The following is a 13193-nucleotide window of genomic DNA, read 5'->3' as shown; positions in this document are numbered from 1 at the left end:
GTCGGCAGGCGCGATCCCGAAATTTCCAGTACGTGACGAGAATGAACCTTGGCTGGTCGCCTGATAGCGGAACCAGGCGAGGTTCACGTTGTTACCACAGCGGGCGACTGCCGGTTGCCGGATTCGGAGTCATCGTTTCATGACCAATGGTCCATTGCCTGAAAACGTTCTGGTCTCGCTTCCCAAGATCGATGCAAAAGCGGCGCCGACGCTCAAAAATGCCGAGGCGGAGGTATTTTACACGGAAGCAATCCGTGAGCTTACCGCCACCGACATACCCTTTCTGGTCGCCGGGACCTACGCGGTAAGCGCTTATACGGGTGTCACCCGCCAGACCAAGGACCTCGATATCTTCTGCAAGGCAGGCGACTACGCGCGGATCCTGGCCCATTTCAAGCAGCTTGGATATGCCGTCGAAATCGAGGATGACCGGTGGCTCGGCAAGGTGTTCAAGGGCACGCATTTCTTCGACGTCATATTCGGCTCGGCTAACGGCACGGTGCCTGTTGGCGACCTGTGGCTGGAACACGCCCGCCAAACAGAGCTGTTGGGCAGCAGGGTGCGGATCATCGGCCCGACCGAACTCATCTGGTCCAAATGCTTTATCCAGGACAGAGGGCGACACGATGGCGCCGATATCGCTCATACGATTCTCAAGGCGGGCGATCAGATCGATTGGCACCGGCTGCTTTCTTATCTGGAGGTTCACTGGGAGGTTCTGTTGATGCAGCTTATCAATTTCAGGTGGATCTATCCGAGCGAGCGCGATCATATCCCGGCGTGGCTGCTCGATGAATTGCTCGACCGCCTCGCCAAGCAACGGCAGTTGCCGTCTCCAAGGATGAAGATCTGCCGTGGGCGGCTGCTTTCGCAAACCGATTACGAAATCGACGTCAAGGAATGGGGCTTCGCCGGCGTCGGTGGTGTGGGAGAATTCCGTGATGGCTGATCCCGTCAAGAGCAGCGCGCCCAAGGAGGGCGCACGCGCGCTCAAAGTTGCCGCGGTCGGGGATCTCCATGTGCGGGAAGATGCGCAAACCTCGTATCGCGACCTCTTCGGCGAGATATCGAGCGAAGCCGACATTCTCGTTCTCACGGGAGATCTGACCAATCTCGGCAAGCCTCGTGAAGCGGAGATGCTGGCCGAGGATCTGCGCAACTGCTCGATCCCGGTCGTGGCGGTGCTCGGCAATCATGACTACGAGTCTGGTGCGGTGGAAGACGTCACGAAGATCCTGCGCCAGGCGCATGTTCATCTCCTCGACGGGCAGGCAGTTGAAATCGAGGAGGTGGGTTTTGTCGGCGTGAAGGGATTCATAGGCGGCTTCGGCTCACGCATGCTCGGCTCATTCGGTGAACCGGCGATCAAGACGATGGTCGCGGAAAGCGTGAACGAGGCAATGCGACTTGAAAATGCGATGCGCCAGGTGCGGGCGAAGCGCACACTGGTGATCCTCCACTACGCGCCAATTGCCGACACAGTCGCGGGAGAACCGCCGGAGATATTTCCATTTCTGGGCTCTTCACGCCTGGCGGAGACGATCGATCGATTCCAGGTTAGTGCTGTCGTGCACGGTCATGCACATCGCGGTTCTTACGAAGGTCAAACACCTGGCGGAGCCAAGGTCTACAACGTCGCCATGCATGTGGCCAAGCCAAGCGGCCGCCCCTACGCCTTGCTCGAAATCTGACGCCAGCGGCATGCGCCGTGGTGTCCATTGGCCTTGACTCAATTGGTGGCGTTGATCGATTTCGCCAACTCTTCCAGCTTCCGGGGGTCGTTGCCGTGACGGCGCACCAGTTCGCGAGCCTGCCTGGACGGCAAATCGGTCGTGGCCGCCAGTTGTCGCACCTGCTGATCGTCGATGGCGACCTGCGGCAATGTATGGTCGATATTTCCTTCCTTGTCCTTCATCGCGCTTCTCCTTGATCCCTGTCGACGACAACGGCTCGAAAATCCGACCGGTTCCGAACGATCTGCAACTTTTGCGCCTTCACCTGGGCGGACCAACATACTCGTGTCCCGAGGGCGTAACGATCTCGCTGGATTCTGCCAGGAACCATGCCACGGCGCACGAGTTGTTCCGACTGAACGGAGATAGTTCGATGCCACAGCCAAGACAGCCAGACCCAAATCGCGATGTTCCCGTGCCCCCTCCAACATGGAAGCCCGAGCCGATCGAGGAACCCGAACCGGAAAGGCTCCCGGACGAGACCCCGCTGCCCAATCCCGACGAGAATGAAGAGCCTCCCATCCACGCGTAGGACGAAGGGGAGTTTCTTTATCGCGGGGCAAAGCACACCTTCATCGCGGGGCAAAGCACACCTTCGGACGGCTAACGATCAATCTCGCCAAACACGATGTCGAGCGATCCGATGATGGCGGCAACGTCGGCGATCATGTGCCCTCGAGACAGGAAATCCATCGCCTGCAGATGGGCGAAGGATGGCGCGCGTATCTTGCACCGGTAAGGGACATTGCCCCCGTCGGAAACCAGATAAACACCGAATTCTCCCTTTGGCGCTTCAACCGCGGCGTAGACTTCTCCGGCCGGCACGCGATGCCCCTCGGTATAAAGTTTGAAATGCTGGATGGTCGCCTCCATCGAGCGTTTCATCGTGGCGCGCCGCGGCGGCGTGATCTTCTGGTTTGGAAGCGCGACCGGCCCCTGGCCTTCGGGTGACCGCAGTTTTTCCAGGCATTGCTTCATGATCCGCACCGACTGGCGCATCTCCTCCATGCGGACCAGGTAGCGGTCATAGCAGTCTCCGTTCTTTCCGACGGGAATGTCGAAATCCATGTCCGGGTAACATTCGTATGGCTGTGCCTTGCGCAAATCCCATGCGGCGCCCGATCCGCGTACCATCACGCCGGAAAATCCCCAGGCCCAGGCATCCTCCAGCCCGATTACGCCCACATCGACATTGCGCTGCTTGAAGATACGGCTGCCGGTGAGCAATTCGTCGAGGTTGTCACAGACTTTGAGGAACGGATCGCAGAAAGCCCAGATGTCGTCGAGAAGCTTCGGAGGCATATCCTGGTGCACGCCGCCGATTCTGAAATAATTCGCATGCATGCGGGCGCCGGAGGCGCGCTCGTAAAAAACCATCAGCTTTTCCCGCTCCGCAAACCCCCAAAGCGGCGGCGTCAGCGCGCCGATATCCATTGCCTGCGTCGTGACATTGAGGAGATGCGACAGAAGCCGGCCGATTTCGCAAAAAAGAACACGGACGAGTTGTCCACGCTTTGGAACGGTGATTTCGAGCAGTCTTTCGGCAGCGAGGCAGAACGCATGCTCCTGGTTCATCGGCGCGACATAGTCGAGCCGGTCGAAATAGGGCAGCGCTTGCAAATAGTTTTTGTGCTCTATGAGCTTTTCGGTGCCGCGATGCAGTAAGCCAATATGCGGATCGGCACGCTCGACGATCTCGCCGTCCAGTTCGAGCACCAGCCGAAGAACACCGTGGGCCGAGGGATGCTGGGGCCCGAAATTGATGGTGAAGTTGCGAACGGCGGCTTCGACCATTGCTGCTCTCCGCGACTGTCGAGGCAAGGCGTGATGCGAATGGTTCGGCGCCTCAAGTCGTCGTCTGAATGATCAGCGTCAGGGTGCCATCGCCATCTATGTTTGCAGCGACAACCTGCGAGGAATTGAGCCCATTCGCCCTCAAGGCCGATGTCGCTTGAGGCGAAGCATCGACTGAGTTTTGCAGGCGTAGCAAATCTTCGGCGCTGGTCTGATTGATCACGGCATCCGCCTGCGCCTTGATTTCGTCAGGCAGATCCTCGACGGCGACAATGGCAACGCCGGTGAAATTCAAATCAGCAGAGCCTGGATCTGGCAGCGCCTGCTCCGGTTGCACTTCGCCCTGCGGTGGCGTCACCTGGGGAAGCTGCGGTCCAACAGTTTGGGCGTAGACGGGCTGAATGATGACCGCCCCGGAAAGTGCGACAGCTATCGTCAACATGCGCATGGTCGCTCCTTGCATCCTTCGAGGGAGATTTTGAAGGAAACCCCCATGCTGAGCGATGGTTCCCGCGTGGCTGGTCACACTGGGCAATTTCGCGTCGACCCACCCTGGGGAAACGCCGAACGAACCATGGCCCAGACGACGTCATATGGCTGTCTCCCAACCGGCTGAGCGGTTGCGTACGGAATCGTACCATCGATTGATCTGCACCTTGGAGAGGATCAAAATAAAGCAGAGGTGACCATGGGAGGGAGCCGCATGAGCATCGCCAGATGGGCAATAAGACCTGTCGGTACCGCCAAGGCGTTTCTGGCAGAGGAGCTTCGAAGTGCGCGATACGGCGACATCGTTTCGGTCAAAGCGGCGATAGAGGCCGCTCGCAGCGACGCGCCTTATTTGCAGGATACAGACGATGAGTTGATGGAGACGATCGTCGAGTTGGCACGGGAACTGGGGCTGGCCGTCCTTTTTGACTCTCGCGATTGACCGATGAGCCATGGCGGGAGGACTCACCGGTGGTTGAAGCGATTTGGTACGAAATCGACAATTGGCTCATGGCCGAAAATGCGCAATCATTGGGAAATGGGACGACGGCTGGACGACAAACTCGATTGCAAGGCTTGTGGGACTATCCAAATGGACATTCCCGACAACGCCAAGGAATCGACGCCAATTCATTGCAGCAATTGCGGCGCCTTTCTCGGCGAGTGGGGCGAATTGCAGGACGATTTCTACCGCCAGGCTCGCGGTACCGAGGCATTCGACTTGCGCAACGGAACCATTATCAAGAAGTAGCTGGCAACGACGCGGCCTCCAGATGACATCGGCAAATTCGCAAGGGGTTGGCAGATCTAGCCGACCTCGATGACTACCATCAGCCCGCCGCCGCCCTTCTCCTCGACATTGTTGTTCGTCGTGTGATGCGGGATGTGGCAGTGAATGAGCCACTTGCCGGGACGCAGCGCCTTCCACAAGACGTCATAGCGCTGTCCCGGTCCGACATTGATGGTATCAGCTAGGAAGCGTGCCGAGGGAGAAAGCGTCTCACCGTCACGGGCGACGACCTCGAAGGGTCCGCCATGGATATGCATTGGATGGACGAAGCCGTTGTTGGTGCCGATGAAACGCACCTTCAGCGTCTCGCCCACCTTCATAGGAATGGTGTCGGTTGCGGGATAGGCTTTGCCGTTGATGGTGAAGAAGTTCGGCATGCCGCCTTCCATGGGCATCGACGGATAAGTCAGCCCATCGCGCACCAGCCATTCCTGAAGTTCGATGACATAGTCGTGGTCAGCCGGAACCTCGTCGGCAGGATTGGCGGGATCGATAATCAGCGCCCCATAAAGCCCCAGCGCCTGGGTGCGGTCCGGCTTGGCATGCGGATGATAGAAATAGGTCCCGTGCTGGGTCGCGGTGAACGCATAGGAATAGGATTGTCCAGGCTCGATCGGCGGCTGGGTGATCTCGGCAGGTCCATCCATCTGGTTCGGCAGGATCATGCCGTGCCAATGCACCGTGGTTTCCTCGGGCAGGTCGTTGGTGACGTCGATGCGAACCTTATCGCCCTGGCGAATGTGGATGCGCGGACCGGGAATCTGGCCATTGTAGGCATAGGCGTCGACCGCGACGTTGGGCAGGATCTGCCAGCGGACCACCGATGGACTGAGCTCGAACACCTTGACGCCGTTCTCTAGACGGAATGGCAGTTCCTGGTCGCCCTTGGCGGCAAGACCATAGGACGAGGTAACGCGACGCGGATCGGTTGCAGCCATGTCACGCATGGATTCCGCCGGCGTGTCGCGATCCATGATCATGCCTTGCGGCATGATCGCGCCGCCGACGTCACGCGCCGAAAGCGTCAGGTTCAGCCAGTTCGCCGGCGCGGCCATGCCGATCGCCAACGCCAACACCGACACAATACCGAGGGCCGCAATCTGCGGCGTCGTAGCGTCCGTCTCCATCTGATGGCCGCTGCGTTTGGACTTGTGGGAGGTGTTGCGGCTTCGTCGATCGTCGCCGGCGTTGGGGTGATGCGTAGCGTGCTGTTGGTGGGCGGTCGGCTCTCCACTGCTCGTTTCGTTCGCCTGCGGGCGCTGCGTCATCAATCCGTGCTTCAGCCCGCGCGCGACCAGCCAGACATTGGCCGGATAGGCGAGCGTGAAGCCGGCGATGACGCCGATCGACATCACGCCCCAGAACAAAAGCTCGGTCGGCTCCATGGCGCGCATGTCGCGTCCCATCATCAGAAAGCTCATGACGGGCGCCATGCCGGCCATCATGAAATTCATCGAGATGAACTCGGGCAAGAAGCTCTTGCGCACGTTCTCCCAGTAGGTGCCGCCCATCATCGATTTCATGAACAGCGATTGGAAGATGAACAGGCCGAAGGCAAAGCCCGCCAGATATTCGACGATGAGGTCGAGCCACATCGGCAGGCCAAGCGTTGCCGTGATGACTGCGGCGAGAATGATGCCGGTCGCATCGCCGGCAACGCAGTGGATGGTCGAGCCGACCCCCTGTTTCCACAGCGGCCTGGTGAAGTCTTCATGCTCGCCTGGACGTGGCTCCTTGTCTGCAAGCACATAAAGCAGCAGCCCCAATGGACCCATATAGAGGGTCACCAGGATGAAGCCCCATTTCATCACCACCGGTTCGGGATTGTTGCGGTATTGATCGAAGCCGACATAAAGCGTCGAGGCGGCGGCAAGAGCGAACCAGACGGCAAGGAAATAGTCGATTGGCTGGATGAACATGGATGCATCCCGTCGCGGATCAGTGGCTTGTCACAAGCGCCCCCGTCGATGAACGCAGCCGGCGTGTTTATGATCCCGCCGGCCCAATCCGGTTGTGTCGAATTCTCCAGCCTGGCGCTCTTGTCGAAGCATTAACGCGCGGTAATTCCCTTGAAGGCGTGGGCGCTTCGCTGCCTCAACAGGAGCTGGCCATGAAACATCAAACACTCGACCAACTGCATGCCGTCGCCAAGATTGAATCGTCGGCTGCTTATTCCGCCATGACACGAAATCAGCGCATAGAGCGCTGGGCTGAACTGCTGGAGCGTAATCCCGAGCGATGCCTTGGGGCGTTTGCAGGCACCGAACATCTGCACCCTGAAGCACGTTCATTGATGCGGGGCGAGGGAACGGCAATTTCGGTCGCCTTCGAGGATCCAGTGCTGCGCGCATCGGGTTTAAAGGACGACACATACGGTGAGGCAAGGCGCTTTTTCGAGCTGAACGACTGGCAGCTGCACGACATCGTCTGCGATTGCCACGTCGGCTCAACCATGAAAGCGCGCTGGGCTGCGACGCGGGTCCGCTCAGCCATCAGCGGCAGGTTCTTTGCGTGGTTGCGGCAAAGGATAATGCGCTGACCGTAGTTGGGGATCGTCGTCGCTTCGGTGCGGCATACGATCCCCTGTCTTGCCGATTGGATGTCTTGCCGATTGGATGTCTTGCCAATCGGATTGTCTTGCCGACGCGGATCAACGCTTGTCCTGGTACAGCCGGTTGGTCGCCCGGTCGCTCTCCCGTTGTTCGGCGGGTCCACGCCGACGGCGTGCGATAACGGCATAGGCCATCAGCACGATCAGCAGCAATGGGCCGCCGGCAACGACGACCAACCACATGATATCTCCAAACATGGCGGCATCTCCTTTCCCAGACAACCGGCGAGGAGGAGAACCGTTCCGTGCAGCAGGCCACCTCGGTCGCCCCTGGTCATTAACTTACGAATTGCGTTCGTAGGTTCCGATGAGTTCAGCCTGCTCAAGCGAATGTTTCTGCGCCTCCCGCCAGATGCGCTCGATGCCCACGCTGGCTGGAATGGCAAGGCTCGGCGTGTCGAGCGCGGCCAGCCGGAAATGGTAATGGTGAACGCCATGTCCGACCGGCGGTTCAGGGCCGTCGTAATAGGCGTTGCCAAAATCATTCGTTGCTTGCCTGAGGGCGCCCGGACCCGGCTTGCCGCTTTCGGCCTCGGGAAGTTCCCTCGTGTCCGGGGAGATGTTGAACACCGCCCAATGACCAAACGTTCCGCTCGGCGCGTCAGGATCCTGAACGACGAGAACGAGGCTCTTTGCTTCGTCCGGCACTCCAGACCATTTCAGCGGCGGCGATACGTTTTTGCCGTCTCGTGTGTATCTTTCGGGAATTCGTCCGCCTTCGGCAAAGGCGGCACTGCTAAGGGCAAGTGGCATGGTTCGCTCCTTCAGGCGAAGTTGATCGCAGCGACGCGCAGGGCAGCTATTTGTTAGTCCGCATTTTTTGTCTTGGATCGATCCCGCCAGCGGCGGTCGTGTCGTTTTCGACGTCACCTTCGACCGTGTTCTCGCCTTCAAGCTCGAACTCTTCGCCTTCCTTGATCGTTCCCTTGGAAGTCCCGATACCAGGATTGTTCGCCAAGTCGGCATCGCTCGGTTTCTTCCATTTCGGATGTTTGGTTCCGGTCATGAGAAAACTCCTTCAACGGGGATTGCAGTTTTGAAATCGCAGACCGGATAGTTCGTTCCGGTTCCACGCCTCAGCTTCTTCATTGGTTCGCCGCGCGCCGGCTAAAGCCCGAACGGGTAAGTGTCGGGAACGCCGGTTCTTGCATGCTCCGGGCCAAGCGGCGTCACTGCCGCGGTTTTGTCGAACCATAGGAACGCGTCGAACTGCCGGGGCAGGGAAGCGTCGGCATAGTGGCTGCCCAGCTCGGTTTCCGGCCGGTAGATCACCCCGATGAATCGCTCCAGCCTGCGTTCCAGCAGCCGCTCACGCAGCGTTGTGTCGCGCCCGAGGTCGAGCAGGAACCGCGACACAAGGGAATCGTGGCAGAGCCGTTCGTAGCTGTCGGCGTGCGACGCGCGGATTTGCTTCACCTCCATTTTGCCGTCCCAGTCGCTGGCGGCCGCTACAGTGCCGGAATGCGTGCCCATACCGATCAGCGCTGCCTCATCCCCGAAACGCTGCCGGCAGAGCTGGCCGATGTTCAGTTCGTCCCTGACGACGCCCATCTCGGTAAAGCGGGCATCGCCGATATGGGAATTGTGCGCCCACACCACGGCCTTGGCGTTGGGGCCGCCGGCATGCAGCAAATGTTCCAACGTTTCGAACATGTGCGTGTCGCGCAGGTTCCAGGACTCCGCGCCGCCATAGTACATGATCCGGTAATAGTGTTCGGCGGACGCGATCAGCCGGGCATTCTGACTGGCGTCGAGAAAGTCGGTGCCGTCCCTTTTTGCATATTCGAGCTGTTTGGCGAGCAAGTCCCGGCATTGTTCCAGCACCGCTTTTTCGCATTTTTGATAGCCGGCGGTGAGCACCGCGCGGCCGTAGGTGGACGGTTCGTGTTGCCAGGGCGTCAGGCAGCCATAGCGTTCGCGCGCGATCTTGGCTGCCTGGGGATCGACCCGGTCGAGATAATCGAGGACCGCGCCGATGGAACCGCTCATATTGTAGATGTCGAGGCCGTAGAACCCTGCTTGCGCCGAAGGCTCTAGCTTCTCGTTGTGACGGCGCATCCAGTCGGTGAAGGCCGCGACATCGGTGTTGCGCCACATCCAGGTCGGAAATCGCTGGAATGGCGCGCCAGTGCCGGTTCGCGGCCGACGATGGCGAACATAGCGGTCGATCGCCGCCGCGTCGGGCCAGTCTGCCTCGACCGCGACGATGGTGAAGCCGTGGCGTTCGATGAGCCTGCGGGTGATCGCCGCGCGCGCCCTGTAGAATTCGGACGTGCCATGGCTTGCCTCGCCAAGCAGAACAATGCGCCGGTCGGCGAACCGATCGAACAATTCGCCGAAGGCCGGATCGTCGAAATCGGGCAGGGGTTCGGCCGCGGCCGCGATCATATCAGGCAGGCTGATCGGATGGGGATGTCGAAGCGGACGACCAACGTCGGTGGCCGTGCCGTTTTCCGACCAACCCTGCTCGCCGATCAGAGGGACGAAGCGCACGCCGCCGAAATCCTCCTCGCTATAGGTTGCGGCGCCTGTCCGGGTGACTTTGAGCAGGCGTTGCAAATCCGGGTCGTCGCCGACCGGAATGACGAGCCTGCCGCCGACATCGAGTTGCTCCTGAAGGGCGAGCGGTGCGCCGGGACCACTGGCTGTCACCACGATGGCGTCGAACGGCGCCGCCTGCGGCCAGCCCTTGGTGCCATCGCCTGTCCGAACCTCGATGTTTTGGTAGCCGAGTTTTTCAAACCGCCGCTTCGCCGTTTCGGCCAAACCGGGATGACGCTCTATCGTGTAGACCTGTTCGACGATCCGGCTCATCACCGCGGCCGCGTATCCCGAGCCGGTGCCAATTTCGAGCACATGGTCACCCGGTTTGACATCCGCCATCTCGATCATGAACGCGACAATGTAGGGTTGCGATATGGTCTGGCCATCGGCGATCGGCAGCGGCGTGTCTTCGTAAGCAAATTCCTCGAAGCCGGGTTCGACGAAGGCCTCGCGTGGAACTTCGCGCATTGCCTGCAGAATCTCGCGGTCATTAATGCCACGCCGGCCGACATGGATATTGACCATTCGATCACGGGCACGAGGAAGATCGAGCATCTTTTAGCTCCCTTTGGTGCAACGCTTCGAGGCTATCCTTCGCGGTACCTGCCTTGAGCCTGGCCTTCGCGATTCCAGTTTCTAACCGCCGGAGGACTTCAAGGTTCCCGCCTATTTGCGGACAGGGCCGCAAACCCGGCCGAGATGGCGTCCGGTCTCTCGGCCGCGTGGGTCGTGATGCCGACCCGAACGCGACAGTCGGGGGTTGCTCAAGCGCAAAGATGCCCCAGTTATCACCAGCGAACCGAAGCTGGAGATGTCGATGAACGACAAGGCTGCCGCGACGCCGCAGGCTATCGGCCACGAACGGATCGACCTCATGGACCGCTACTGGCGCGCCGCGAATTACATCTCGGTCGGCCAGATCTATCTGCTCGACAATCCGCTGTTGCGCGAACCGTTGAAGGCCGAACACGTCAAGCCGCGGCTGCTTGGCCATTGGGGCACGACGCCGGGGCTGAACTTTCTCTACGTGCATCTGAACCGCGTCATACGCGAACGCGACCTCGATGCTCTGTTTATCTGCGGGCCGGGCCATGGCGGCCCCGCAATGGTCGCCAACACCTGGCTCGAGGGCACCTATAGCGAGGTCTATCCCGATATCGGGCAGGGCGAAGACGGCCTCAGGAAACTGTTCCGGCAGTTTTCCTTCCCCGGCGGCGTGCCAAGCCATGCCGCGCCCGAGACGCCAGGCTCCATCCATGAGGGTGGTGAATTGGGATATGCGTTGGTTCACGCCTTTGGTGCGGCTTTCGACAACCCGGATCTGGTGGTTGCCTGCGTCGTTGGTGACGGTGAAGCCGAGACCGGTCCGCTCGCGGCGGCATGGCATTCCAACAAGTTCCTGAACCCAGCCTCGGACGGCGCCGTCCTGCCGATCCTGCATCTCAACGGCTACAAGATCGCCAATCCGACAATCCTCGGCCGCATGGACGATCAGGAGTTGCGAAATCTTTTCGCCGGCTATGGCTACGAACCGTTCTTCGTCGAAGGCCACGAGCCGCTTGCCATGCACCAGTCGATGGCCGCGACACTCGACACGGTGCTCGATCGCACCCGGTCCATTCAGGAACAGGCACGGGCTCCGGGATGGGATGGTCAACGCCCGCAATGGCCGATGATCGTGCTGCGCAGCCCCAAGGGATGGACAGGTCCCAAGGAGGTCGATGGCGAGAAGGTCGAGGGTTTCTGGCGCTCGCATCAAGTGCCGGTGTCGAACGCACGCGGAAATGAGGGCCACCGCAAGATCCTCGAAAACTGGATGCGAAGCTACGAACCGGGAGAGCTGTTCGATGAAAGCGGGCACCTGTTGCCAGAACTCGCGGCACTTGCCCCAACAGGGACAAAGCGCATGGGCGCAAGCCCGTACGCGAATGGCGGACTGTTGAAGCGCGATCTTGTGCTTCCCGACTGGAAAAGCCTGGCGCTGGAAGTGCCTCGTCCGGGAGGCGTCATCGCTGAAGCGACGCGGATTTGCGGAAGCTATCTTCGCGAGGTGTTCCGCCTCAATGCCGAGGCGCGGAATTTTCGCCTGATGGGGCCGGACGAGACGTCATCCAACCGCCTCGACGAGGTGTTCGAAGTTACCGATCGGCTCTGGATGCAGCGCATTGAACCCTACGACGTCCATCTTTCCCGTGACGGACGTGTCATGGAGGTACTCAGCGAGCACCTCTGCCAGGGCTGGCTTGAAGGCTATCTGCTCACCGGCCGCCACGGCCTGTTCTCCTGCTATGAGGCCTTCATCCACATCGTCGATTCGATGGTCAACCAGCATGCCAAATGGTTGAAGACCTCCGGCGAGCTTGCCTGGCGCAAGCCGATCGCCTCGCTCAATTACCTTTTGACCTCGCATGTCTGGCGGCAGGATCACAATGGTTTCAGCCATCAGGATCCGGGCTTTGCCGATCTGGTCGCCAACAAGAAGGCTGATACGGTAAGGCTCTATTTTCCGCCGGATGCCAACACCCTGCTGTGGATCACCGATCATTGCCTGAGAACCTATAACCGCATCAATGTCATTACCGCAGGCAAGCAGCCGGCACCGCAATGGCTGTCCATTGAAGAAGCCGAAGCGCATTGCAAGGCGGGGGCGGGCATCTGGGAATGGGCCGGTACGGTTGCTCAGGGCGAGGAGCCCGACGTGGTCATGGCCTGCGCCGGCGACGTGCCGACCCTGGAAACGCTGGCCGCGACCGACATTCTGCGCTCTGCGATCCCCGACCTGAAAATCCGTGTCGTCAATGTTGTCGACCTGATGACGCTGCAGTCCAACACGGAGCATCCGCACGGGCTCGCCGATGGAGACTTCGATGCGTTGTTCACGAAGACACGGCCTGTCATCTTCGCCTATCATGGCTATCCCTATCTCATTCATCGCCTGACCTACCGTCGCGCCAACCATGACAACATGCATGTGCATGGCTTCCGAGAGGAGGGCACCACGACGACGCCGTTCGACATGGTGGTGCTCAACGAACTCGATCGCTACCACCTCGCGCTTGCCGCCATCGAACGCGTGCCGGGACTGGCCGAAAGGGCCGAAGAGCTTGCCGGCGAACTCCACGGCCGGTTGGTGAAGCACAGGGCTTATGTCCGCGAGCACGGCGAGGATATGCCCGAAATCCAGAAATGGAGCTGGCCCGACAAAGGCGCGGCAAAGGCGCGCCAATGACGC

15 protein-coding genes (1 of these 15 cut by a window edge) are annotated in these 13193 nt (G+C 60.0%); 7 read left to right on the top strand and 8 right to left on the bottom strand.

Annotation, left to right across the window (positions count from 1 at the left end; translation table 11 throughout):
• The first annotated feature begins 139 nt into the window (after nucleotides 1–139).
• Both EOB59_RS15460 and EOB59_RS15455 read left to right on the top strand, forming a co-directional pair.
• Nucleotides 140–949, top strand: a complete 810-nt coding sequence (locus EOB59_RS15460; RefSeq protein ID WP_023812007.1) for a nucleotidyltransferase family protein — start codon at nucleotides 140–142, stop codon at nucleotides 947–949.
• A complete protein-coding gene (locus EOB59_RS15455) occupies nucleotides 942–1691 on the top strand; it encodes a metallophosphoesterase (protein ID WP_127271062.1) in 750 nt (249 codons plus the stop codon). The genes EOB59_RS15460 and EOB59_RS15455 overlap by 8 nt, the downstream gene beginning before the upstream one ends.
• A 38-nt stretch (nucleotides 1692–1729) precedes the next feature.
• Here the strand turns inward: EOB59_RS15455 and EOB59_RS15450 are convergent, their stop codons facing one another.
• The 3 genes from EOB59_RS15450 to EOB59_RS15435 all read right to left on the bottom strand — a co-directional run bounded on the left by EOB59_RS15450 (nucleotide 1730) and on the right by EOB59_RS15435 (nucleotide 3975).
• Entirely contained in the window at nucleotides 1730–1915 is a 186-nt protein-coding gene (locus tag EOB59_RS15450; protein ID WP_127271064.1) for a hypothetical protein, read from the bottom strand.
• A 421-nt stretch (nucleotides 1916–2336) separates the two neighbouring features.
• A complete protein-coding gene (locus EOB59_RS15440; protein WP_128288720.1) occupies nucleotides 2337–3527 on the bottom strand; it encodes an NADH-quinone oxidoreductase subunit D in 1191 nt (396 codons plus the stop codon).
• 52 nt (nucleotides 3528–3579) lie between these two features.
• Nucleotides 3580–3975, bottom strand: a complete 396-nt coding sequence (locus EOB59_RS15435; protein WP_127322666.1) for a hypothetical protein — start codon at nucleotides 3973–3975, stop codon at nucleotides 3580–3582.
• Between the two features lie 255 nt (nucleotides 3976–4230).
• On the opposite strand from EOB59_RS15435, the gene EOB59_RS15430 reads away from it, so the two are divergent.
• Together EOB59_RS15430 and EOB59_RS15425 are read left to right on the top strand one after the other, a co-directional pair.
• Entirely contained in the window at nucleotides 4231–4458 is a 228-nt protein-coding gene (locus tag EOB59_RS15430) for a hypothetical protein (protein WP_127322665.1), read from the top strand.
• A 150-nt stretch (nucleotides 4459–4608) separates the two neighbouring features.
• A complete protein-coding gene (locus EOB59_RS15425) occupies nucleotides 4609–4767 on the top strand; it encodes a hypothetical protein (protein WP_081738677.1) in 159 nt (52 codons plus the stop codon).
• Nucleotides 4768–4823: 56 nt separating this feature from the next.
• Here EOB59_RS15425 and EOB59_RS15420 read toward each other — a convergent pair whose 3' ends face one another.
• Nucleotides 4824–6725, bottom strand: coding sequence for a DUF4396 domain-containing protein (locus EOB59_RS15420; RefSeq protein WP_128288719.1), 1902 nt, complete (start codon nucleotides 6723–6725; stop codon nucleotides 4824–4826).
• A gap of 191 nt (nucleotides 6726–6916) precedes the next feature.
• Between EOB59_RS15420 and EOB59_RS15415 the strand changes: the two genes are divergently transcribed.
• Entirely contained in the window at nucleotides 6917–7345 is a 429-nt protein-coding gene (locus tag EOB59_RS15415) for a hypothetical protein (RefSeq protein ID WP_127268879.1), read from the top strand.
• 111 nt (nucleotides 7346–7456) lie between these two features.
• Here the strand turns inward: EOB59_RS15415 and EOB59_RS15410 are convergent, their stop codons facing one another.
• The 4 genes from EOB59_RS15410 to EOB59_RS15395 all read right to left on the bottom strand — a co-directional run bounded on the left by EOB59_RS15410 (nucleotide 7457) and on the right by EOB59_RS15395 (nucleotide 10516).
• On the bottom strand, nucleotides 7457–7615 hold the full coding sequence (locus EOB59_RS15410) for a hypothetical protein (RefSeq protein ID WP_127268877.1): 159 nt from the start codon (nucleotides 7613–7615) through the stop codon (nucleotides 7457–7459).
• Nucleotides 7616–7699: 84 nt separating this feature from the next.
• On the bottom strand, nucleotides 7700–8170 hold the full coding sequence (locus EOB59_RS15405; protein WP_128288718.1) for a YbhB/YbcL family Raf kinase inhibitor-like protein: 471 nt from the start codon (nucleotides 8168–8170) through the stop codon (nucleotides 7700–7702).
• A 46-nt stretch (nucleotides 8171–8216) separates the two neighbouring features.
• The gene (locus EOB59_RS15400; RefSeq protein WP_013531530.1) at nucleotides 8217–8423 is read right to left on the bottom strand and encodes a hypothetical protein; all 207 of its coding nucleotides are present in this window, start codon (nucleotides 8421–8423) and stop codon (nucleotides 8217–8219) included.
• Between the two features lie 101 nt (nucleotides 8424–8524).
• The gene (locus tag EOB59_RS15395) at nucleotides 8525–10516 is read right to left on the bottom strand and encodes a protein-L-isoaspartate(D-aspartate) O-methyltransferase (RefSeq protein WP_128288717.1); all 1992 of its coding nucleotides are present in this window, start codon (nucleotides 10514–10516) and stop codon (nucleotides 8525–8527) included.
• 262 nt (nucleotides 10517–10778) lie between these two features.
• Between EOB59_RS15395 and EOB59_RS15390 the strand changes: the two genes are divergently transcribed.
• A complete protein-coding gene (locus EOB59_RS15390) occupies nucleotides 10779–13190 on the top strand; it encodes a phosphoketolase family protein (RefSeq protein WP_128288716.1) in 2412 nt (803 codons plus the stop codon).
• Nucleotides 13187–13193: the 5' end (the start) of an acetate/propionate family kinase gene (locus EOB59_RS15385; RefSeq protein ID WP_128288715.1), read on the top strand. The gene runs 1184 nt beyond the window's last position; 7 of the gene's 1191 nt are visible here — the first part of the coding sequence; it begins with the start codon at nucleotides 13187–13189; its stop codon lies off the right edge, out of view. Before EOB59_RS15390 ends, EOB59_RS15385 begins: the two co-directional genes overlap by 4 nt.

It is taken from the genome of Mesorhizobium sp. M7A.F.Ca.MR.176.00.0.0, from assembly GCF_004023165.1.
Lineage (GTDB): Bacteria > Pseudomonadota > Alphaproteobacteria > Rhizobiales > Rhizobiaceae > Mesorhizobium.
Note: the sequence above shows the minus strand (reverse complement) of the source record. Positions and strands in the feature narration are given on the sequence as shown.